This window comes from Massilia sp. MP_M2 (genome assembly GCF_039123635.1).
Classification (GTDB): Bacteria; Pseudomonadota; Gammaproteobacteria; order Burkholderiales; family Burkholderiaceae_D; genus Telluria.
On the sequence record NZ_JBCHJF010000003.1, the window covers coordinates 211,737 to 234,294 of the forward strand.

The following is a 22,558-nucleotide window of genomic DNA, read 5'->3' on the forward strand; positions in this document are numbered from 1 at the left end:
CGCGAAAGCGGCCCTTGTCCTATGCAAGCAGTGTCCTGCGCTGCAGGCTTACCAGATGATCACGCGATCCTTCGGTGCCAGGTACATCTTGTCGCCGGCCTTGACCTTGAACGCCTCGTAAAAGCCAGGCTGGTTCTTCAGCGTGCCGTTGGCGCGGTATTGCGCCGGCGAGTGCGGATCGGTCTTGATCTGCGCGATCTGCGCAGGCTCGCGCATCTTCGTGCGCCACACCTGGCCCCAACCCATATAGAAGCGCTGGTCGCCGGTCAGGCCGTCGATCACGGGTGCTGGCTTGCCTTTGAGCGAGATCTTGTAGGCCTTGTAGGCAATCGCCAGGCCCGAGTTGTCGCCGATGTTTTCGCCGAGGGTCAGTTCGCCATTCACGTTGTAGCCTTCGAGCGGGCTGAATGCGGCGTACTGGGCGATCAGGGCCTTGGTCTTTTCGCCGAAACGCTTGCCGTCTTCTTCGGTCCACCAGTTGCGCATATTGCCGTCACCGTCGTACTGCGAACCCTGGTCATCGAAGCCGTGGCTGATTTCGTGGCCGATCACGGCGCCGATGCCGCCGTAGTTGACCGCGTCGTCGGCCTTCGCATCGAAGAACGGCGGCTGCAGGATCGCGGCAGGGAACACGATTTCGTTCAGTTCCGGGTTGTAGTAGGCGTTGACGGTCTGCGGCGTCATGCCCCACTCGTCGCGGTCGATTGGTTTACCCAGTTTGTTCAGTTCGCGGTTGTATTCCACGTCGCGCGAGCGCATCACGTTGCCCACCAGGTCATCGCGCTTGACGGTCAGCGCCGTGTATTCCTTCCACTTGTTCGGGTAACCGATCTTCGGCGTGAACTTGGCCAGCTTGGTTTGCGCTTCCTTCTTGGTCGCCGGGCTCATCCAGTCGAGCGTGTCGATCGAGTCCTTGTAGCCGGCCAGCAGGTTCTTGACCAGCACTTCCATGCGCGCCTTGCGCTCGGCCGGGAAGTGGTCTTTCACGTACAGCTTGCCCACGGCATCGCCCAGGCTGCCTTCGAGTGTCGAGACGCCACGCTTCCAGCGAGGTTCGAGTTCCGGGATGCCAGCCAGCGTGGTGCCGTTGAACGAGAAGCGCTGGTCGACGAAGGCCTTCGACAGGTAGTTGGCGTAGCCGTTCACGGTCTGGAATTGCAGATACGCTTTCCAGGTCGCCAGCGGCACGCGATTGAGGACGTCAGTAAACCCTTTCAGGTAGGTCGGCTGACTGACGATCAGGTAGGTCGCCTTGCCCTGCAGGCCAGAGGCCTTCAGCCACGTGTTCCAGTCGTATCCCGGCGCCAGCGCGGCCAGCTTGTTGAACTCGACCTTGTTGTAGGTCTTGATCGGATCACGGTTCTCGACCTTGGTCCACTGCACCTTGGCCAGTTGGGTTTCCAGGTCGAGGATGGCTTTCGCATCATTGGCGGCGGTCTTGCTGCCGGCCAGCGCCAGCATCTTCTCGATGTGCATCTGGTACTTGGCGCGTACCTCGGCCAGCTTGGCGTCGTCCTGCTTCAGGTAATAGTCGCGATCAGGCATGCCCAGACCCGACTGGTACAGGTCGGCGACGTACTTGGTCGAATCCTTGGCATCCTGGTGGATGAAGAACGTGAACGGCACGGTCACGCCAGCGCGATTCAGGTGCGCGAACAGCGCCGGCAGTTCGGCCTTGCTCTTGATCGCGGCGATCTTGCTCATCTCGCCCTTGAGTGGCGTGGCGCCCAGCTGCTCGAGGCGCGCTTCGTCCATGTAGCTGGCGTAGAAGTCGCCGATCTTGCGCGCTTCGCTGCCGGCAGTGGCGTTCTTGTCGGCGGCCGTGCGTTCGATGATCGCGCGCAGTTGCGGCAGCGTGTCATCGCGCAGCTGGTGGAACGCGCCCCAGGTCGACTTGTCGGCCGGGATCTCGACGCTCTTGAGCCATTTGCCATTGAGGTGTTCGAAGAAATCGTCCTGGGCCCGCACGGACGGTTCGATGTATTGCGTCGCAATGCCGGACGATGGGCCGGCCGGCGCGGTGGCGGTGGCGGCCGTGGCCTGGGCCAGCGCCAGCGGCGCGATGAACGACGTGGTCAACACCAGCGCTGCTGCGCTGATCAGTTTTCGTTGCATGGTTATCTCTCTCTCTTTTTGTGTATGAGTGCAATGCAAAAGGCCGGCGCTCGTGACGCCGGCCCCTTGCCCTGGAACCTTACCAGATGATGACCCGGTCTTCAGGTGCCAGGTACATCTTGTCGCCCGGTTTCACGTTGAATGCCTCGTAGAACTCGGGCATGTTCGACACGGTGCCGTTGGCGCGGAACTGGCCCGGCGAGTGCGGGTCGGTTTTCACCTGGTTGATCTGCTGGGCTTCACGCATCTTCGAGCGCCACACCTGGCCAAAGCCCATGAAGAAGCGCTGGTCACCGCTCAAGCCGTCGATCACCGGCGCCGGCTTGCCGGCCAGCGACAATTTATAGGCCTTGTAGCCGATCGACAGGCCGGCGTTGTCGCCGATATTTTCACCCAGCGTCAGTTCGCCGTTCACGTTGTAGCCCGGCAGCGGCGCGTAGCCGTTGAACTGCTTGACCAGCTTGTCGGTGCGGGCCTTGAAGGCGGCGCGGTCTTCGGCCGTCCACCAGTCGCGCAAATTGCCGTCGCCATCGGACTGGCTGCCCTTGTCGTCGAAACCGTGGCCGATTTCGTGGCCGATCACGGCGCCGATGGCGCCGTAGTTGACCGCGTCGTCGGCGCGCATGTCGAAGAACGGCGGCTGCAGGATCGCGGCCGGGAACACGATCTCGTTCATCGTACTGCGGTAGTAGGCGTTGACCGTCTGCGGCGTCATGCCCCACTCGGTACGGTCAATCGGCTTGCCGAGCTTGTCGATGTTGTAGTTGTAGGCGAAGGTCGATGCACGCATTGCATTGCCCACCAGGTCATCGCGCTTGATCGTCAGGCGCGAGTAATCGCGCCACTTGTCCGGGTAGCCAATCTTCGGCGTGAACTTGGCCAGCTTGGCGCGTGCTTCCTTCTTGGTCGCAGGGCTCATCCAGTCCAGGTTGTCGATCGACTGGCCATAGGCGATGATCAGGTTCTTCACCAGCTGTTCCATGCGCGCCTTGCGCTCGGCCGGGAAATGCTCGGCCACGTACAGCTTGCCCAGCGCCTCGCCCAGCGTGCCTTCGACGGTAGACACGCCGCGCTTCCAGCTCGGACGCTGCTCGGCCACGCCGGTCAGCGCAGTGCCATAGAACGCGAAGTTCTCGTCGACGAATGCCTTCGACAGGTACGGCGCGTATTCGCGCAGCAGCTGCCATTCGAAGTACGACTTGAGCGTGGCCAGGTCGGTCTTGGCCAGCAGCGCATCGAAGCCCGTGAAGTAGCTTGGCTGGTTGACGATGATGGTGTCGATCTTGTTGCCCACGCCGGCGGCACCCAGCGCGCCTTTCCAGTCGTAGCCCGGCGCCAGCTTGGAGAGCTCGGCCACCGTCATCTTGTTGTAGCGCTTGACCGGATCGCGGTTCTCGACCTTGGTCCACTGGACCTTCGCCAGATCGGTCTCGAAGTCGACGATCGCCTTGGCCTGCGCGGCGGCGTTCTTTTCGCCAGCCAGCGCCAGGATCTTCCCGACGTGCACCTGGTACTTGGCGCGGATCTCGGCCAGCTTGGCGTCGTCTGCCTTCAGGTAGTAGTCGCGGTCGGGCATGCCCAGGCCGCTCTGGCTGATGTAGGTCGCGTGGCGGGTCGACTCACGCATGTCCTGGCCGACGTAGATGCCGTACGGGCTGGCCACGCCGATCTTGCCCAGGTGAGCGGCCAGCGCCGGAATGCCCTTCTTGTCCTTGAGTGCCCGAATGCGCGACAGTTCGCCCGTCAGCGGCTTGTAGCCGAGCGCTTCGCGGCGCGCGTCGTCCATGAAGCTGGCGTACAGGTCGCCGATCTTCTTCGCTTCGGTACCTGCCTTGGCGCCCGTGTCCTTCTGCGCCGCCTCGATGATCGCCAGCAGTTGCGGCGTGGTGTCTTCGCGCAGCTTCATGAAGGTGCCCCAGCTCGAGCGGTCGCCCGGAATCTCGGTCTCTTTCAGCCACTTGCCGTTCAGGTGCGTGAAGAAATCGTCCTGCGGACGCACGCTGTTGTCGATGTACTGGGTGTCGATGCCGGAGATGACGCCGGCCGGTGCGGCGGCAGTTGCTGGAACAGCGGCGGCGACCGCAGGCGCGGCGTCGGCGGCCATGGCCGGTGCGGCAAAGGCTGCCGCCAGGGACAGGGTCAGGGTACTCAGGAGAAGTCGCTTCACGGATAAGTCCTTGGTTGCTAAGTGTTCGCAGGAATAAACAGCATCTGACCGGTCGCGCCTGCTGCGTGCCGGCAAAAGAACATTCTAGCGGGTGGACTTGCAACGGCGCTGGCCGTGGTCATTTTTTTACTTTTCGATACACGCAGACGGGTGAATATCGCGTATGCATGTGTTGGAAGGTGACAACAGGATGACACCGGCAAAAAAAATCCCGCGGCAGTAAAGCCGCGGGACAAGACCACTTCAAGAGTGGAGAGAGAGAAAAACTAGTCACGACTATAGGGGGACACTGTTGCACCGGGCGCCACTCTTACATTTGCTTACCCTCGCTAACGGCGTGTAACAAATCGTTATTTAGCGCCAATTGGGTCGATGTTCCGTATCCGATCCTGAATTTGCCGATCGCGCCGTGGCGCAAGGGCTAGCAACAACAGCGCGCGAACCGGTTTATACTCCGCTTGCGCAACCTCAGGCATACCACAGGGCTTCGGGTTCCACGATCGGCGCGCGCTGCCACAATGGATCACATGGGTTCCACCTTCAAGAATGGCTGCCTGATTGGCCTCGGCATCGTTGCCGGCGTTGGCCTGACGATGCAGTTTTCCGCCCTCTCCTTCAAACCGTCGCTCGAATCGAGCATGCCGGTGGCCGAGTTGCGCGAGCTGGCCGATGTCGTCGGCATCATCAAGGCCAGTTACGTCGAGCCGGTCGAAGACAAGGCCCTGCTGTCGCAGGCGATCACCGGGATGGTGGCGTCGCTCGATCCGCACTCGGCCTATCTCGACGCACGCGCGTTTCGCGAACTGCGCGAAGGCACCGAAGGCCGCTTCGTCGGCCTGGGCATCGAGATCAGCGTCAGCGAAGACGGCTACATCGAAATCATCAGCCCGATGGAAGATTCGCCCGCCTACCATGCCGGCATCAAGGAAGGCGACCTGATCACGCGCATCGACGGCCACCCGGTGCAGGGCACGCCGATCGACGACGCCATCAAGCGCATGCGCGGCGAACCGGGCACGCGCGTGACGCTGACCATCGCGCGCAAGTCGGCGTCGGCGCCACTGACCATCACCATCGAGCGGCGTGAGATCGTCCAGAAAAGCGTCAAGGCCAGGATGGTCGAACCGGGTTACGCCTGGCTGCGCGTGGCGCAGTTCCAGGAGCCGACCGTGGACGACATGGCCGCCAAGCTGCAGGCGCTGTACCGCCAGGACCCCGACCTGAAAGGCCTGGTGCTCGACCTGCGCAACGATCCCGGCGGCCTGCTGCAGGGCGCGATCGGCGTGGCCGCGGCCTTCTTGCCGAACAACGCCGAAATCGTCTCGACCAACGGCCAGCTGGCCGACTCGCGCCAGCGTTTCTACGGCCGGCCCGAGTTCTACATGCTGCGCAGCGGCGCCGACCCGCTGGCAAGCCTGCCTCCGGCATTCAAGAAGCTGCCGATGGTCGTGCTGGTCAACACCGGCTCGGCCTCGGCCTCCGAGATCGTCGCCGGCGCCCTGCAGGACTACAAGCGCGCCGCCATCCTCGGCAGCCAGACCTTCGGCAAGGGTTCGGTGCAGACGATTCGTCCGATCGGGGGCAACGCCGCCGTCAAGCTGACCACCGCACGCTACTACACGCCGGCCGGTCGCTCGATCCAGGCGCGCGGCATCGTGCCCGACTTCCCGGTCGATGAGTATCTCGATGGCGACGGCCTGAACGCCCTGCGCATGCGCGAAGCCGACCTGCAGCACCACCTGACCAATGGCGGCGGGGTCGAAGTGGCCACGCGCGAGGACGACATCGAAGAGCAGATGCGGCTCTTGAACCAGGCGCGCCAGCGCAAGCCGCTCGATTACGGCAGCGCCGACGACTTCCAGCTGGCCCAGGCGCTGCGCCATCTGAAGGGCGAGCCGGTGGTGCTGTCCGGCCGCGCCAGCGGCACGACGCTGGCGCGCCAGGAGCGCTGAAGATACGGCGCCCCTGGCGGACTCCTGCCCGATTCCCAGGCTCGCCCCGAGCGTGTAGAATCGGCGCATCTTGCGGCCAAGCGGCCTTATTTTCCTTGAAAGTTTCCCGAACATGATACCTGTCGTCATCAGCGGCACCGGCCTGTTTACGCCGCCGCATTCCATCTCGAACGACGAGCTGGTGACCGCCTTCAACGCCTACGTCGACCTGCACAACGCCGAACACGCGACTGCCATCGCCGCAGGCGAGGTCACGGCGCTGGAGCCATCGAGCAGCGGCTTCATCGAAAAAGCGTCCGGCATCCAATCGCGCTACGTGATGGAAAAAAGCGGCATCCTCGACCCGGCCCACATGACGGCGCGCATCGCCGACCGCCCGGACGACCAGATTTCGCTGCAGGCCGAGATGTGCGTGGCTGCCGCGCGCGACGCGCTGGAGCGCGCCGGCAAACAGGCGCACGACATCGACATGGTGCTGGTCGCCTGCAGCAATATGCAGCGCGCCTACCCGGCGATGGCGGTCGAAGTCCAGGAAGCGCTCGGCATCGACGGCTTCGGCTTCGACATGAACGTGGCCTGTTCGTCGGCCACGTTCGGCATCGCCACCGCCGTCGACGCGGTGCGCGGCGGGCGCGCCCGTGCGGTGCTGGTGCTGAACCCCGAAATCACCAGCGGTCACCTGAATTTCCGCGACCGCGACAGCCACTTCATCTTTGGCGATGCCTGCACCGCGATCATCATCGAGGCGCAAGCCACGGCCACCGGCGCGCACCAGTGGGAAATCCTCGACAGCCGTCTCAAGACCAGCTTCTCGAACAATATCCGCAACAACTTCGGCTTCATGAATCGCTTCGACGAAGACGGCGTCGGCCAGCCGGATAAACTGTTCCGCCAGCAGGGTCGCAAGGTGTTCAAGGAAGTCTGCCCGATGGCGGCCGAAACCATCAAGGACACCTTGGCTGCCGCCGGCTTGACCACCGACGACGTGGCGCGCTACTGGCTGCACCAGGCGAACCTGAACATGAACCTGCTGATCGTGCGCATGCTGCTGGGCCGCGACGCGACCGCCGGCGAGGCGCCAGTCATCCTGGACAGCTACGCCAACACGTCGTCGGCCGGCTCGATCATTGCATTCCACAAGTACCAGGACGATCTGGCCGCTGGCACCAATGGCGTGATCTGCTCGTTCGGCGCCGGTTATTCGATCGGCTGCGTGGTGGTGCGCAAGCTCTAAGCGCCAGCCCTACAGGCGCGCGGCCAGCACAAACCCTTCACGAATCGCGCGCTTGGCATCGAGCTCCGTCGCCAGCGCGGCGCCGCCGATCTTGTGAAAGCCCGGCCCGCTGCCGCTGCCGCTTGCCTCGGCCGGCATCAGCTCGGCCAGGCTCTCCTGCCCCGCGCAGACGACGACGTTGTCCACCGCCAGCACACGCGCCTGCCCACCAACCGTGATGTGCAGGCCCGCGTCATCGATGCGGTCGTACTGCACACCGGCCAGCATCGTCACGCCGTTGCGCACGAGCGTTGCGCGGTGCACCCAGCCCGACGTCTTGCCCAGCCCCGCACCCGGGCGCGTGCTCTTGCGCTGCAACAGCCAGACCTGGCGCGGCGGATGCGGTGCCACCGGCGCCGTCAAGCCCCCCGCTGTGGCCACCAAAGGATCGACGCCCCACTCGCCCATCCAGTGCGCGGGTGTCATTGGCAGCGCCACCTGCGGGTCGTGCACAAGGAATTCCCCCATGTCGAACCCGATGCCGCCAGCGCCGATGATCGCCACGCGTGCGCCGACCGGACGGCCATCGCGCAGCACGTCCAGGTAACTGAGCACCATCGGGTGCTCGATGCCGGGAATGGCCGGCTTGCGGGTGCGGATGCCGGTGGCGACGACGACATCGTCAAAGCCTTCGGCCAGCAACGCCTCGCGCGTGACGACCGTGTTCAGGCGCACGTCGACGCCAAGTAACGCCAGGCGGCGCCCGAAATAACGGATCGTCTCGGCGAATTCTTCCTTGCCCGGCACGCGCATCGCGACATTGAACTGGCCGCCGATGCGGTCCAGCCCATCGAACAGCGTCACGCGGTGCCCCCGCTCGGCCGCCACCGTCGCGGCCGACAAACCGGCGGGGCCGGCGCCCACCACCGCGATCCGGCGTGGCTGCGCAGCCGGACGGATCACCAGTTCGGTCTCGTAACAGGCGCGCGGATTGACGAGGCACGTGGCGCGCTTGTTCGAGAAAGTGTGGTCGAGGCACGCCTGGTTGCAGGCGATGCAGGTGTTGATCTCGTCCGCGCGGCCGCCCGCCGCCTTGTTGACGAATTCGGGATCAGCCAGGAACGGCCGCGCCATCGACACCAGGTCAGCGTCGCCGCGCGCCAGCAAGGCTTCGGCCTCGTGCGGCATATTGATGCGGTTCGAAGCCACCACGGGGATGGCAACCGCAGCCCGCAAGCGGCCCGCCACCTGCGCGAACGCTGCGCGCGGCACCGACGTGACAATGGTCGGGATGCGCGCCTCGTGCCAGCCATAGCCGGTATTTAAAATCGTCACGCCGGCGGCCTCCAGGGCTTTCGCCACCAGCACCACCTCGTCCCACGTGTTGCCGCCCTCGACCAGGTCGAGCACCGAATGACGGTACATCAGGATGAAGTCCGGTCCGACGGCCGCGCGGATCCGGCGCACGATCTCGACCGCCAGGCGCATGCGGTGTTCGATCGGCCCACCCCACCCGTCCGTGCGGCGATTGGCGCGCGCGCACAGGAACTGGTTGAGCAGATAGCCTTCGCTGCCCATGATTTCCACGCCGTCGTAGCCGGCCTTTTGCGCCAGCCGTGCGCAGCGCACGTAGGCGGCAATCGTCGATTCGATGCCGGATTCAGAAAGGGCCTTGGGCTTGAAGCGCGAGATCGGCGACTTCAGGTTCGACGCCGACACGACGAACGGCTGGTAGCCGTAGCGTCCCGCATGCAGGATCTGCAGCACGATCTTGCCACCCTCTTCGTGCACGGCGCGCGTGACGCGCCGGTGGTTCGGCACGTCGCCAATAAAATTGAGCGTGCCGCCGAACGGGAGCAGCCAGCCCTGGCGGTTGGGCGAAATGCCACCGGTGACGATCAGCCCGACGCCGCCGCGCGCGCGTTCGCGGTAAAACGCGGCGAGCTTGCCGTAGTTGTAGAAGCGGTCTTCGAGACCGGTATGCATCGAGCCCATGATCACGCGGTTCTTCAGCGTGGTGAAACCCAGGTCGAGCGGCGCGAGCAAATGCGCGTAGGGCGCGGAGGTGGAAGGAATCGTCATCGCGGCATTACACCGCGATTTTGTCGAGCCGTGCGTCTAAACACGGCGCGGGCACCTTACGCGAGGTGGCTGTCGCGGTCGCGCAGCTCGGCGAAGCTCTCGATGCTGCCGATCTTGACGACGATCGGGTTCAGGCTCGCGCCTGGCGACATCGAGCGCCATGCGAACTGCCATTCCTTCTCGCGCGCCTGGCCGGCGCTCTTGGTGAACGCGGCGCCCAGCGGCGAACGGCTGCCGTATTCGATGGCACCGTCGATGCCGGCCCAGTTGGGCAGCATGCGCTGCACCGCGCGGTGCAGGCGCTCGCCGAATTCTTCGCTATTGTGAATCACCAGGCACGTGTCGCTCGGCGTGATGATGTCGAACAGGCCCTTGTCCCAGGCGGTGGAAAACGACAGGTTCAGAAAGCCGCCGCTGGGCTCGAGGCGAAACTGGCCGAGGCGCAGCGAATTTTCAAGTTCAGTGCGCAGTGCGTAGCGGTGCAGGGTCGGGGGGCGTTGGTAGTCGTGCATAAGATTCTTTCTGGCCGCACCCGCCTTACGGCAGTGGTGCCGGCGGTTGCTGCATCATGATTTGCTGGTGCTGCATGCGCATGAAACGCGACGAGATGAAAATCTCGCGCAAGAAATACACGAAGCTGCTGATCAGGGCCAGCATCGCCAGCACGAAGCTCGCGGCGATGTACTGGTCGAGCGGGATGCCGGTGGTGTCGCCCGCGAACAGCATCGCAATGACGACGCACACCAGCAGGCCGCAGGCGGTGCTGGAGGCAATCGCGAAGTTGATCAGGTGCGAACGCTGGTACAGCAGTTCGAGCTCGCTGGAAAACTCGGTGTTGGGGCTGACCTTGAGCCGGTCTTCGAGCACGCGTGTGCGGTCGATGATGCGGGCCAGCCGGTTGGTCAGCACGGTCAGTTTGGTGGCCACGCCGGTGAGCAGAAAAACGGGCGCGATGGCCAGCTGGATGACGTGGCCGATGTCGCTGATCTGGATATTCATGAGAACAAGCTGGTTTTGATGGAGTGTGTCTGGCGTAGTTTAACAGCCGCCGCTCATTCGAAGCGCCGGTGGCGCTTGAACTGCTCGGTGGCCGTGACCAGCGCACGTGCGATGCCGGTTTCGAGCGCGCCATGGCCGGCATCGGGAATCATCTGCAGCGTCGAACCGGGCCAGGCCTGGTGCAGGCGCCAGGCCGACAGCGGCGGGCAGATCACGTCGTAGCGCCCCTGCACGATCACGGCCGGCAGATGCGTGATGCGGCCCACGTCGCGCACCAGCTGGTCTTCGTCCAGAAACGCGCCATTGACCATGTAGTGCGCCTCGAGGCGGCCCACGCCCAGGTCGAGCGTGTCGCTGGCGGCTTCTTCGGGCTGCGGCAGCAGAAAGACGCGGCGGCCTTCGAAGCGGCTCCAGGCGCGCGCGGCCGGCCAGAACACAGCGGGGTCGTGGCACAGCAGGCGGCGCGCGTAGGCGCCCAGCAGGTCAGCGCGTTCTGCGGGCGGGATCGGCGCGATGAATTCGTCGTACAGCTCAGGATAGAACCAGCGCATGTCGTTGATGAACCAGTCGACTTCGGCGCGCGTGCACAGGAAGATCCCGCGCAGCACGAAGCCCAGGCAGTGCTCTGGATGCGCCTGCCCATAGGCCAGCGCCAGCGTCGAGCCCCACGAACCGCCGAACACGAGCCATTGCTTGATGCCGAACAGCGCACGCAGGCGTTCGATGTCGTCGATCAGCAGCTGCGTCGTGTTGTTGCGCCACTCGCCCAGCGGCGTCGATTTGCCGGCGCCGCGCTGGTCGAACAGGATCACGCGATAGGCCTTGGGATCGAAAAAGCGGCGGTGCTGCGGCGACAGCCCGGCACCGGGGCCGCCGTGCAGGAACAGCACGGGGATGCCATCCGGGTTACCGACTTCTTCCCAGTAGATCGTGTGCAGTTCGTCGACCGCAAGCATCCCGCTACGAAGCGGCTGGATCGGCGGGAACAGCGACGGCGGCGTGACTGGCATGGGGGCTTTGACGGTCAGTGAATCGGAAAATCGATTGTAACGTACGGGCATGCGATGCAGAAGCAGACGGCGCGGTCACGCCGACTGGCCGAGCACCCAGCCTTCCCAGCGTCCCACCTGCGCGTCAAGCGGCGGGCCTTCGGCGCGGTGGCCGTCGACCACGTCGAGCATGCCGCACAGGCCGACCAGCGCATCGAACTGGTCTTCGCCGCTGGCGTGGGCGCCGAAGCCGTCGCGGATCGCGGCCGCAAGTTCCGGCGCCTGCGCGTGCCCCCGCCGCGCCAGCCAGTCGAGAAGCGGGGGCGCGACGGCTGTGCGCCCGGCCTGGCTGCGCTTGCTCCACACGGGCCGGCGACCGATGCCGAGCCGGTGGTAGGTGTCGCCCGGGTAGGTTTCGGCCACGATCGTGCGTTCGCCACCGAGCAAATCGCGCAGCGTCCCGTCGAACGGCCACAGCGCGATGCGCGCGCCCTGCGGCTGCAGCACCTCGCGCCAGCCGGCCAGCGCCGCCTTGCCAACCTGGTTGCCGCCCAGTGTCCAGAACAGGCTGCATGCCGCGGGACGCTGATCGGTCTTGCGCTCGCAGACGCGCAGCAGGTCGGCGGCATCCGCGTAGCCCAGTCCCGTCAGCAAGTGCTCACGCAGCCGGCCGCCGGGCCGGGCCGGATAGAACGGCCGGTGGATGCCGATGTCGGCGCGCTCATCGCAGACCTCGAACCAGCGCTCCCAGGCGCCGCTGCCGACGCTGGCCAGCAGCTCGGCAAAATTCGACAACCCGGTTGCCGCGCCGTACGCCGCCGGCACGCCGATCGGAAAATCCACGCCCACCAGCACCGGGCCCGGCGCTGCCGAGCGCGCCGCCAGCCGCTCCAGGAACGTGGCGGTCACGCCAACCGGCTCGGGCAGGCCGATCTGCCAGCCAGTGCTGTCGGCATCGCGCAGCGCCACCACCATCCAGCGCTTGCCGGGGTGGATGCTCCAGTCACAGTGCGCAATCACGCGCGGTAAGGAGCTTGTCACGTGGTCCCCAAAAGAAAAAAGCCGTGTCGCCACGGCTTTATAACGCGCTCAGGCGTGATCAAGACATGTGCTGCCCGCCATTGATCGCGATATTCGCGCCCGTGACGAATGCCGCTTCGTCCGACGACAGATAGGCAACCAGGCCAGCGACTTCTTCGGGCTTGCCCAGGCGGCCCATCGGAATTTGCGGAATGATCTTGGTTTCCAGCACTTCGCTCGGGATGTCCATCACCATCTTGGTGCCGATATAGCCGGGCGAAATGGTGTTGACGGTGACGCCCTTGCGCGCCACTTCGAGCGCCAACGCCTTGGTGAAACCATGCATGCCGGCCTTGGCCGCGGAGTAGTTGGTCTGGCCGAACGCGCCCTTCTGACCGTTGACCGACGAGATATTGATGATCCGGCCCCAGCCTCGCTCGACCATGCCATCGCAGACCGGCTTGGTCATGTTGAAGACGGAGTCGAGGTTGGTCTTGATCACGGCGTCCCAGTTGACCTTGTCCATTTTCTTGAACGTCATGTCGCGCGTGATACCCGCGTTATTGACCAGCACGTCGACCGGGCCGACGTCGGCGATGACCTGGCGCACGCATTCCTGGGCCGCATCGTAGTCGGAGACGTCGCAGGCATAGGCCTTGAAATCGAGGCCCTGCTCACGCATGGCGCCGAGCCAGCCTTCGACCTTCGTATTACCCGGCGAAAACGTGGTGACGACCTGGTACCCCAGGGCCGCCAGCTTGATGCACACCGCTTCGCCCAGGCCGCCCATGCCGCCGGTTACTAACGCTACTCTAGCCATTGCCTTCTCCAGTTTTATTGTTGGTTACTACGTCGAAACCGGTGACGGCGTTGGCGACCCTACTGGCCGCCGTGGCACGTCACCGTGTCAAATACGCCTGCTGGATACCGCAGCGTCAGTCGCGCTCGATCGCCAGCGCCACGCCCATGCCGCCGCCGATGCAGAGACTGGCCAGGCCCTTCTTGGCATCACGGCGGATCATTTCGTGCAGCAACGTGACCAGCACGCGCGCGCCGGAGGCGCCGATCGGGTGGCCCAGCGCGATGGCGCCGCCATTGACGTTGATCTTGGACGTGTCCCAACCCATTTCCTTGTTCACGGCAACGGCCTGGGCAGCGAAGGCTTCGTTGATTTCCATGAGGTCGAGGTCTTCATGGGTCCAGCCGGCTTTTTTCAGGCACAACCTGGAGGCCGACACCGGGCCCATGCCCATGACCGCCGGATCGAGCCCGGACGACGAGTAGGCCTTGATGCGCGCCAGTGGCGTCAAGCCCAGTTCGCGCGCTTTCGATGCGCTCATCATGATCACGGCGGCGGCGCCGTCGTTCAGGCCCGACGCATTGCCGGCAGTGACGCTGCCTTCTTTGTTGAAGGCGGGACGCAGGCTGGCCAGCGCTTCGATCGTGCTGCCCTGCTTGGGGTATTCGTCGGTGTCGAAGACCGTGGTGCCTTTTTTGGAGACGATCTCGATCGGAATGATCTCGTCCTTGAAGCGACCTTCTTTTTGCGCTGCCTCGGCCTTGAGCTGCGACTGCAGCGCAAATTCGTCTTGCTCGGCGCGCGAAATCTCGTACTTGCGTGCGACGTTTTCAGCCGTCACGCCCATGTGGTAGCCATTGAAGGCATCCCACAGGCCGTCATTGATCATGGTGTCGACCAGCTTGGCGTCGCCCATACGGAAGCCATCGCGCGAACCGGACAGCACGTGCGGCGAGGCGCTCATGTTTTCTTGGCCGCCGGCGATGATGATGTCGGCGTCGCCGCAGCGGATCGCCTGCGTGGCCAGGTGGGTGGCCTTGAGGCCGCTGCCGCAGACCTTGTTGATGGTGTAGCCCGGAACCATTTCGGGCAGGCCGGCCTTGATGAGAGCCTGGCGCGCCGGATTCTGGCCGACGCCGGCGGTGAGCACCTGCCCCATGATGACTTCGCTGACAGCGGCGGGATCGATGCCGGTCTTGGCCAGCAGATGCTTGATGACTTGCGCGCCGAGTTCGGCGGCGGGGATCTTGGCGAGCGTGCCGCCGAATTTACCAACTGCGGTGCGGCCAGCGGCCACGATGACGACGTCTTCCATTTCATTCTCCGTTCAACCGGCCTGAGGCCGGCATTATTCAGGACTTCCCTGGGACGGGGGCGCAGCTTTGTCGGGTGCGTGCCCATGCGCATGGGAATAGTGAAGCCCAGACCGCCCGGACTGCCATAAAAAATAGCAACGAGGATCGGGGGTCGAGGAACCCATGCTGATCTTTAAGCACTGGCAATCTTAGCAGTTTATTCATCGAAAACAAGGTCGCAAGCGCCAGGGTTTGATGTAGAACAGAACTTAATTTCCAACTCGGTGATTGTTCAATTGCCATTAGGAATGATGCGTGCGCTTCTGTCCTTTTCTACAATTTTCACAGTAGAATGCACAAGCGCAATGCCAACCACTCTGTTTTATGCCCAAGACCACGCTTCCCATCGAGATCAAGATTTCCACGGTCGTCGCCATTTCGGCGATCCTGCACTCGGCAGACCTCGAGGCCATCGATTCCGCCCTGGCCTCGATGACGGGCGGCGTCTCGGATTTTTTCGAGGACGAGTTTGCGGTGATCGACGTGAGCGCCTTCACCTCGAGCGCCTGGACGATCGACTGGGCCGCCATCGTGGCACTGCTCAAGAAGTATCGCCTCAACGCCGTGGCCGTGCGCGGCGCCAGCCCGTTGATGATCGATGCGATCCGTGCCCAGGGCCTGGCGCTGGACGATGGCTCGGGCGGCGTCCACGCCGGCGGCCACGCCATGCCGCCTCCGCTCGTCGTGCATGCGGCAGCCGCGCCCGCGCCGGAGCCTGCGCCCGCGCCAGCCGCACCTGTTCCTGACCCGGCCCCCGCGGCAAGCCAGCCGGGCGCGCCCGCACTGGCGCCGCTGGTGATCGACACTCCGGTGCGCGCCGGCCAGCGCATCTATGCACGCGGCACCGACCTGATCGTTACCGCCGTGGTCAACAATGGCGCCGAACTGATCGCCGATGGCAGCATCCATGTATACGCGCCGCTCAATGGTCGCGCGCTGGCCGGCGCCTCGGGCAATGCCGACGCGCGCATCTTTGCGCTGTCAATGCAGCCCGAGCTGGTCTCGATCGCCGGCGTCTACCGCACGTTCGACGAAGGCTTTCCGACCGACCTCGCGCGTCAGCCGACGCAGATCCGGCTCGTCGGCGACCGGATCGATATCCAGTCGCTCGCGGCGCCGTCGCGCGCCTGACCTCTCGAATTGAACAGATACTGAAAAGGACTTATTTGTGGCACGAATTATTGTTGTGACGTCCGGCAAGGGCGGTGTTGGCAAGACGACCTCGAGCGCCAGCTTCGCTTCCGGGCTGGCCCTGCGTGGCCACAAGACCGCCGTGATCGACTTCGACGTCGGCCTGCGCAATCTCGACCTGATCATGGGTTGCGAGCGCCGCGTGGTGTATGACCTGATCAACGTCGTCAATGGCGAAGCGACCCTGAACCAGGCGCTGATCAAGGACAAGCACTGCGACAACCTGTTCATCCTGCCGGCCTCGCAGACGCGCGACAAGGACGCCTTGTCCGAAGAAGGCGTCGAGCGCGTGATCAACGACCTCGTCAAGATGGAATTCGAATTCATCATCTGCGATTCGCCAGCCGGCATCGAGCACGGCGCGCTGATGGCGCTGACGTTCGCCGACGAAGCCATCGTCGTGACGAACCCCGAAGTCTCGTCGGTGCGCGACTCGGACCGCATCCTGGGCATCCTGCAAGCCAAATCGCGCCGCGCCCAGAGCGGCTCGGAACCGGTCAAGGAACACCTCCTGATCACCCGCTATTCGCCAAAGCGCGTCGACGCCGACGAAATGCTGTCGTATCAAGACGTCCAGGAAATCCTGCGCATTCCGCTGATCGGCATCATTCCGGAATCCGAATCGGTGCTGCACGCATCGAACCAGGGCAACCCGGCGATTCACTTCAAGGGAACCGACGTGGCCGAGGCCTATGAAGACGTGGTCGCACGCTTCCTTGGCGAAGAACGCCCGCTGCGCTTTACCAGCTACGAAAAGCCAGGGTTGTTCCAGCGTATCTTCGGAGCCAAGTGAGATGGCACTGCTATCCTTTCTCTTCCCCGAAAAAAAGAAGAGCGCGACAGCTGCCAAGGAACGCCTGCAGATCATCATCGCGCGCGAACGCACCAACCGTGCCGGTCCGGACTTCCTGCCGGCCCTGCACCAGGAGCTGATCGCGGTGATCTCGAAGTACGTCAAGGTCAATCCGGACGACATCAAGGTGTCGCTCGACCGCCAGGGCAACCTGGAAGTGCTGGATGTGAACGTGGTGCTGCCGGATAACTGAACGTGCACACCCGTGATCGACAAAGCCCGCTTCGAGCGGGCTTTGTTTTGGACGGTCGTCTTTCGTGGCGAGGACAGGTTCATTGAACGCGTGGGCGGCGTAGCCGCCCACCCTACGTCCGCTGTAGGGTGGACGGGTTTCCCGTCCACGCGTTCAACACCTCCGGCCAGCGTTACATCACCAGCAGCGGCGCCTTCGCCGTGCCGCTCGTCGCGCCCACGGCATCGTCGTCCTCGGCCACGTTATGGTCGATGCCGGCATTCTCGAGCTCGCGCGCCACGGCCACGCAGGCTTCCACGTGCTGCGCGCCCATCCGCTTGAACAGCGTGTAGCCGATGACAGCCGATGCGATCTGGCCGGCAATCGGCACCATCTTCGCGCTCGACTTGACAGCCACCCGGCCTGCCACGCGCTGGAACAGGCGCAGTACCACGCCACGCGTGACCAGTTTGCCGACCAACATGCCGCCGACCGACGCCGCTGCTTTATAGGCAATGATGCGCAGACGCGGGTTCAGGCGCTCAATCTGCTTCTGGGTCAGGCCGAATTCGGCGTTGACCTCATCGACCAGAGACGCAAAACCGGTAATATCGGCCAAAAGATCCAGGCCTGGGATTGGCACCGCCGCAACGGCCGCCGACATCGCAGCGCGTTTTTTGACCAGCGCAAGACAACGCAGGCGCGTCGCCTCGACTTCCGGACCACTGACGGGCACACGGTCTTCAGGAACAGTCACATCTTTGCGTCGAAACAACATAATCACACCCTTTTCGTTATTCAGATTTCATTTGAAATCCAGTGTACCCCTATGACAAGACGCCGTACGTGGTCCCCTTAACACAACAGTTGCAACAAGATGCGAAAAAACGGTATTTACATTTAGCACTATTTTGTAAAAGTCTGATATATTCGTTTTTAACCTTGTAGGAATCTTCCTACAGTGTAAACTTTCACATTTGTCTCATCATGAAGATCGCTGTTCTGGAGCAAGACCGCCCGCAAGCCGACCTGATTTGCCAAGTCCTCAGTGCTGCCGGCCACAACTGCCAATCGTTCGACAGCGCCCGCGATCTGCTCGCGCAACTGCGCAAGGATAGCGCCGACATGCTCGTGATGGACTGGAACGTTCCGGATATGGATGGCGCCGAAGTGTTGCGCCGCGCCAAGGAAAAGCTGGCCTCGCAGGCGCCGACGATGTTCTTGGTCGGCAATAACGCGGAAGACGACATCATCGCCGGCGTCAACGCGGGCGCCGACGACTACCTGATCAAGCCGCTGCGTCGCGGCGAACTGGTTTCGCGCGTGTCCGCCCTGCTGCGCCGCGCCTATCCGTCGCAGAACAGCGCCGAGCAGCTGCAGTTTGGCCCGTACACCTTCGAGACGCGCCCGGGCCGCCTGCTCAAGGATGGCTCCGTGATCGACGTGACGCAGAAGGAATTTTCGCTGGCGCTGCTGTTCTTCCGTAACATCGGCCGTCCGCTCTCGCGCGCCTATATCCACGAGTCGGTCTGGGTCCGCGACAACGATGTGCCGTCACGCACAATGGACACGCACGTGTCGCGGGTGCGCAATAAACTGCATCTGCGCCCCGAAAACGGCTTTCGCCTGGTGCCCGTCTATAGCTACGGTTACCGCCTGGAAAAACTGGGCGCCTGACCCGGCATCTGAAGCCCTGGCCCCATGAGGGTATAATGACCCCAGTCATTCACCCTCTACCCTCCCCAGAATGCAACTCCTCGCCGTTGGCCTGAACCACACGACCGCACCGGTCTCGCTGCGCGAGCAGCTGGCGCTCGCCCCCGACCAGATCGGCACGGCGGTGCAGTCGGCGCGCGGCTGGTTCGCGCGCAATGGCTCTACGGGCAATGAAGAAGCGGCGATCCTGTCGACCTGCAACCGCAGCGAGCTGTACGCGGCCACCAGCCTGCCCGACCCGCTCGACGCGTCGGCGCAATTTCTGGCCCATTACCATGCGCTGAACTACGCCGAGCTGCGTCCCCACCTGTACCTGCTGCCGCAGGACGACGCCGTGCGCCACGCGTTTCGCGTCGCGTCGGGGCTCGACTCGATGGTGCTGGGCGAGCCGCAGATCCTGGGCCAGATGAAGGACGCCGTGCGCACCGCCGACGAAGCCGGCGGCCTGGGCACCTATCTGCACCAGATGTTCCAGCGCACCTTCGCCGTGGCCAAGGAAGTGCGCTCGAGCACCGAGATCGGCGCGCACAGCGTGTCGATGGCCGCCGCCGCCGTGCGCCTGGCGCACCGCATCTTCGACCGCATCGCCGACCAGCACGTGCTGTTCATCGGCGCCGGCGAAATGATCGAACTGTGCGCGGCGCACTTCTCGGCGCAAAACCCGAAATCGGTCACCATCGCCAACCGCAGCATGGAGCGCGGCGCGCTGCTCGCCAGCCGCTACAACGGACGCGCGATCGGCCTGGCCGAGCTGCCCGACTGCCTGCACGGCTTCGACATCGTGATTTCGTGCACCGCCTCGACGCTGCCGCTGATTGGCCTGGGCATGGTCGAGCGGGCCGTCAAGGCGCGCCGCCATCGCCCGATGTTCATGGTCGACCTGGCCGTGCCGCGCGATATCGAGCCCGAAGTCGCGCGCCTGGACGACGTGTTCCTGTACACGGTCGACGACCTGGCCCAGGTGGTGCAGACCGGCATGGAAAGCCGCCAGGCCGCCGTGCGCCAGGCCGAAGCCATCATCGAAACGCGCGTCGAATCGTTCATGCACTGGGTGGGCGATCGCGCCGTGGTGCCGGTGATCCGCGACCTGCACGAGTCGAGCGAGGTGCTGCGCCTGGCCGAACTCGAACGCGCGCGGCGCATGCTGGCACGCGGCGACGATGCCGACGCCGTGCTCGAAGCCTTGTCGCGCGGCCTGACCGCCAAGTTCCTGCATGGCCCGCAACAGGCCCTGCACCATGCCCAGGGCGACGAACGCGCGCGCCTGGCCAGCCTGCTGCCGCAGCTGTTTCGCGGTCGCCGTTAGCGCACCTGTTCTGTGGCGGCCTGCCCGCCCGCGCCATGCCTGGCGCATCTCTGCTGCAACCCGGTCGCAATCCGCGGCCTGCCCGATTCCTTACATCCCCGATACCGCCCATGAAACCTTCCATGCTCTCCAAGCTGGACCAACTTGCCAACCGCCTGGTCGAGCTGGACGAACTGTTGATGACCGAAGGCGTCACCGCCAATATGGACAGCTACCGCAAGATGACGCGCGAGCACGCCGAACTCTCGCCGCTGGTGGCCGTGTACCGCCAGTACGAAAGCGCGCTGGCCAATACCGCCGAAGCGCAAGAGATGCTGCAGGACCCGGAAATGAAGGACTTCGCGCAGGAAGAAATCGAAGCGGCCAAGGTGCGCATGGCAGAGCTCGAGCAGGAACTGCAAAAGATGCTGCTGCCGAAGGACGCCAACGACGAGCGCAATATCTTCCTCGAGATCCGCGCCGGTACGGGCGGCGACGAATCGGCGCTGTTCGCGGGCGACCTGCTGCGCATGTACACGCGCTTTGCCGAGCGCAATCGCTGGCAGGTCGAGATGGTGTCCGAGTCCACCTCGGACCTGGGCGGCTACCGCGAGGTGATCGTGCGCGTCGTGGGCAACGGCGCCTATTCGAAGCTGAAATTCGAATCGGGCGGCCACCGCGTGCAACGCGTGCCGGCCACCGAGACGCAGGGCCGCATCCACACGTCGGCCTGCACGGTGGCGGTGATGCCCGAGGCCGATGAAGTCGAAGATGTCGACATCAACCCGGCCGACCTGCGCATCGACACCTACCGCGCCTCGGGCGCCGGCGGGCAGCACATCAACAAGACCGATTCGGCCGTGCGCATCACCCACCTGCCGACCGGCCTGGTGGTCGAATGCCAGGATGACCGCAGCCAGCACAAGAACAAGGCGCAGGCAATGAAAGTGCTGGCCGCGCGCCTGAAAGACGCCCAGCTGCGCGCGCAGCAATCGAAAGAAGCGGCCACGCGCAAGAGCCTGATCGGTTCGGGCGACCGCAGCGAACGGATTCGCACGTATAACTTCCCGCAGGGACGGCTGACCGACCACCGCATCAACCTGACGCTGTACAAGCTCGATTTCATCATGGATGGCGACCTGAGCGACCTGACCAATGCGCTGGCGTCGGAGCATCAGGCCGAGCAACTGGCGGCGCTGGGCGACTAAGGCCGCTTTAAGTTGCCAGATTGAAAATAGCGGGAAGCCCTTGATAACGTTTGTGCGAAAATGGGCGCTCCCGATCCACCGCCCACGATCGCGTCTCTTCCCGTCCTTCGCCGAGAAAACCACCCATCATGCAACCTACCAACCGCCAGGCCCTGTTCATCATCTCCTTCATCAGTTTTGCGCTGGTCGGCTTTGCCCTCTATCTGCAACACAGCCTGGAAATGCGGCCTTGCCCGCTGTGCGTGATCCAGCGGTATTTCTTCCTCGGCATCGGCCTGGCCGCCCTCGTCGGCGCCTTTACCGGCAAGATCAGCGGCAGCGTCGTCGTCGCGCTGCTGGCTGCCGTCGGTGGCTTGATCACGGTCGGCAAGCACCTGTATGTGATCGCCAACCCGGGCTTCTCGTGCGGCATCGATCCGATGGAAACCATGCTCAACAAGATCCCGACGGCCGAATACCTGCCGTGGCTGTTCCGCGCCGATGGCCTGTGCGAAGGCGCGACCGACAAGGTGCTGGGCCTGGCGATCCCGCAGTGGTCGGCTGTCTGGTTCGTGATCCTCACCGTGCTGCTGGGCTGGGTCCTGGTGCGCCAGCTGCGCCGCGCCAACGCATGATCCAAGCCGGCGTCACCCTGGCCCAGGCGCGCCTGGCGCTGCCGCTCGATGCGCTGGAAAACCGCATCCTGCTGTGCCATGCATTGAGCCTGCCGCGCGTGGCGCTGATCACGCAATCCGAGCGCGTCCTGACCAGCGACGAAGCGATGCTGCTCAGTGGCCTCGTCGAACGGCGCCTGGCTGGCGAACCGATCGCCTATATCACCGGTGAACGCGAATTTTTTGGGCTGCCGTTCAAGGTCACGCCGGCCGTACTGATTCCGCGGCCCGACACCGAACTGCTGGTCGAACTCGCGCTCGAGCGCCTGGCGCCGCAAGCGCGCCTGCTCGACATGGGCACCGGTAGCGGCGCCATTGCGGTCGCCGTGGCCCACACCCGGCCCGACCTGACCGTCACCGCCCTGGACGTCAGCGACGACGCCCTGGCGATTGCGCGCATGAACGCCGCTGCCAACGGCGCGCGCGTGCGCTTCGTGCGCAGTGACTGGTTTGCCGGATTGGGTGATGAACGTTTCGAGCTCATTGCCTCGAATCCGCCGTACATCGTGGCCGGCGACGCGCACCTGAGCGAAGGCGATCTGCGCTTCGAACCGGTGGACGCGCTGACCGACCACGCCGACGGCCTGTCCGACCTGCGCCAGATCGTCGATGGCGCCGGCGCGCACCTGGACGCCGGCGGCTGGCTGCTGCTCGAACACGGCTACGACCAGGCCGACGCCGTGCGCGCACTGCTGGACTCGCGCGGGTACGGCGACGTGCAAAGCTGGCGCGACCTGGCCGGTATCGAGCGCGTCAGCGGTGGCCGGCGCGGCGCGTAAGGCGCGCCGG

Annotated in this window: 20 protein-coding genes; 10 read left to right on the forward strand and 10 right to left on the reverse strand. The window is 64.3% G+C overall.

Features of this window, described 5'->3' with window-relative positions; all coding sequences use genetic code 11:
• Positions 1-48: 48 nt before the first annotated feature.
• Together RCH14_RS08665 and RCH14_RS08670 are read right to left on the reverse strand one after the other, a co-directional pair.
• A complete protein-coding gene (locus tag RCH14_RS08665; protein ID WP_343025732.1) occupies positions 49-2,115 on the reverse strand; it encodes a M13-type metalloendopeptidase in 2,067 nt (688 codons plus the stop codon).
• A 79-nt stretch (positions 2,116-2,194) separates the two neighbouring features.
• Positions 2,195-4,282: a M13-type metalloendopeptidase gene (locus RCH14_RS08670; RefSeq protein WP_343025733.1), complete on the reverse strand. Its 2,088-nt coding sequence runs from the start codon at positions 4,280-4,282 to the stop codon at positions 2,195-2,197.
• Between the two features lie 527 nt (positions 4,283-4,809).
• Between RCH14_RS08670 and RCH14_RS08675 the strand changes: the two genes are divergently transcribed.
• Both RCH14_RS08675 and RCH14_RS08680 read left to right on the forward strand, forming a co-directional pair.
• Positions 4,810-6,234 (forward strand): S41 family peptidase, encoded by a 1,425-nt coding sequence (locus RCH14_RS08675; protein WP_343025734.1) that lies wholly within the window; start codon positions 4,810-4,812, stop codon positions 6,232-6,234.
• A 112-nt stretch (positions 6,235-6,346) separates the two neighbouring features.
• Positions 6,347-7,468, forward strand: a complete 1,122-nt coding sequence (locus RCH14_RS08680) for a beta-ketoacyl-ACP synthase III (RefSeq protein ID WP_343025735.1) — start codon at positions 6,347-6,349, stop codon at positions 7,466-7,468.
• A gap of 9 nt (positions 7,469-7,477) precedes the next feature.
• On the opposite strand, the gene RCH14_RS08685 is transcribed toward RCH14_RS08680, so the two are convergent.
• From RCH14_RS08685 to RCH14_RS08715, 7 genes are all read right to left on the reverse strand, one after another.
• Complete coding sequence (locus RCH14_RS08685; protein WP_343025736.1) at positions 7,478-9,529, reverse strand: NADPH-dependent 2,4-dienoyl-CoA reductase; 2,052 nt, start codon at positions 9,527-9,529, stop codon at positions 7,478-7,480.
• 56 nt (positions 9,530-9,585) lie between these two features.
• Complete coding sequence (locus RCH14_RS08690; protein WP_343025737.1) at positions 9,586-10,041, reverse strand: hypothetical protein; 456 nt, start codon at positions 10,039-10,041, stop codon at positions 9,586-9,588.
• Positions 10,042-10,066: 25 nt separating this feature from the next.
• Positions 10,067-10,528: a DUF2721 domain-containing protein gene (locus tag RCH14_RS08695; protein WP_183554758.1), complete on the reverse strand. Its 462-nt coding sequence runs from the start codon at positions 10,526-10,528 to the stop codon at positions 10,067-10,069.
• Between the two features lie 53 nt (positions 10,529-10,581).
• Positions 10,582-11,538, reverse strand: coding sequence for a prolyl aminopeptidase (pip, locus tag RCH14_RS08700; protein WP_343025738.1), 957 nt, complete (start codon positions 11,536-11,538; stop codon positions 10,582-10,584).
• A gap of 75 nt (positions 11,539-11,613) precedes the next feature.
• Positions 11,614-12,558 (reverse strand): hypothetical protein, encoded by a 945-nt coding sequence (locus tag RCH14_RS08705; RefSeq protein ID WP_343025739.1) that lies wholly within the window; start codon positions 12,556-12,558, stop codon positions 11,614-11,616.
• Between the two features lie 58 nt (positions 12,559-12,616).
• A complete protein-coding gene (gene phbB, locus RCH14_RS08710; RefSeq protein WP_343025740.1) occupies positions 12,617-13,357 on the reverse strand; it encodes an acetoacetyl-CoA reductase in 741 nt (246 codons plus the stop codon).
• A 115-nt stretch (positions 13,358-13,472) separates the two neighbouring features.
• Complete coding sequence (locus RCH14_RS08715; RefSeq protein ID WP_343025741.1) at positions 13,473-14,651, reverse strand: acetyl-CoA C-acetyltransferase; 1,179 nt, start codon at positions 14,649-14,651, stop codon at positions 13,473-13,475.
• Positions 14,652-15,015: 364 nt separating this feature from the next.
• Between RCH14_RS08715 and minC the strand changes: the two genes are divergently transcribed.
• The 3 genes from minC to minE are packed head-to-tail and all read left to right on the forward strand — an operon-like array spanning position 15,016 to position 16,928.
• The gene (minC, locus tag RCH14_RS08720) at positions 15,016-15,822 is read left to right on the forward strand and encodes a septum site-determining protein MinC (RefSeq protein WP_343025742.1); all 807 of its coding nucleotides are present in this window, start codon (positions 15,016-15,018) and stop codon (positions 15,820-15,822) included.
• A 37-nt stretch (positions 15,823-15,859) separates the two neighbouring features.
• Entirely contained in the window at positions 15,860-16,675 is an 816-nt protein-coding gene (gene minD, locus RCH14_RS08725; protein WP_343025743.1) for a septum site-determining protein MinD, read from the forward strand.
• A gap of 1 nt (position 16,676) precedes the next feature.
• The gene (gene minE, locus RCH14_RS08730; protein WP_183554769.1) at positions 16,677-16,928 is read left to right on the forward strand and encodes a cell division topological specificity factor MinE; all 252 of its coding nucleotides are present in this window, start codon (positions 16,677-16,679) and stop codon (positions 16,926-16,928) included.
• A gap of 172 nt (positions 16,929-17,100) precedes the next feature.
• Here the strand turns inward: minE and RCH14_RS08735 are convergent, their stop codons facing one another.
• On the reverse strand, positions 17,101-17,664 hold the full coding sequence (locus RCH14_RS08735; RefSeq protein WP_343025744.1) for a hypothetical protein: 564 nt from the start codon (positions 17,662-17,664) through the stop codon (positions 17,101-17,103).
• A 230-nt stretch (positions 17,665-17,894) separates the two neighbouring features.
• Here RCH14_RS08735 and RCH14_RS08740 point away from each other — a divergent pair, with 230 nt between their 5' ends.
• The 5 genes from RCH14_RS08740 (at position 17,895) to prmC (ending at position 22,548) form a co-directional block, all read left to right on the forward strand.
• Positions 17,895-18,584: a response regulator transcription factor gene (locus RCH14_RS08740; RefSeq protein ID WP_332531809.1), complete on the forward strand. Its 690-nt coding sequence runs from the start codon at positions 17,895-17,897 to the stop codon at positions 18,582-18,584.
• 70 nt (positions 18,585-18,654) lie between these two features.
• On the forward strand, positions 18,655-19,929 hold the full coding sequence (hemA, locus tag RCH14_RS08745; RefSeq protein WP_343025745.1) for a glutamyl-tRNA reductase: 1,275 nt from the start codon (positions 18,655-18,657) through the stop codon (positions 19,927-19,929).
• A 110-nt stretch (positions 19,930-20,039) separates the two neighbouring features.
• The gene (prfA, locus tag RCH14_RS08750) at positions 20,040-21,116 is read left to right on the forward strand and encodes a peptide chain release factor 1 (protein ID WP_343025746.1); all 1,077 of its coding nucleotides are present in this window, start codon (positions 20,040-20,042) and stop codon (positions 21,114-21,116) included.
• Positions 21,117-21,244: 128 nt separating this feature from the next.
• Positions 21,245-21,730, forward strand: a complete 486-nt coding sequence (locus tag RCH14_RS08755) for a disulfide bond formation protein B (RefSeq protein WP_343025747.1) — start codon at positions 21,245-21,247, stop codon at positions 21,728-21,730.
• Positions 21,727-22,548: a peptide chain release factor N(5)-glutamine methyltransferase gene (gene prmC / locus RCH14_RS08760; RefSeq protein ID WP_343025748.1), complete on the forward strand. Its 822-nt coding sequence runs from the start codon at positions 21,727-21,729 to the stop codon at positions 22,546-22,548. Before RCH14_RS08755 ends, prmC begins: the two co-directional genes overlap by 4 nt.
• Positions 22,549-22,558: the final 10 nt, after the last annotated feature.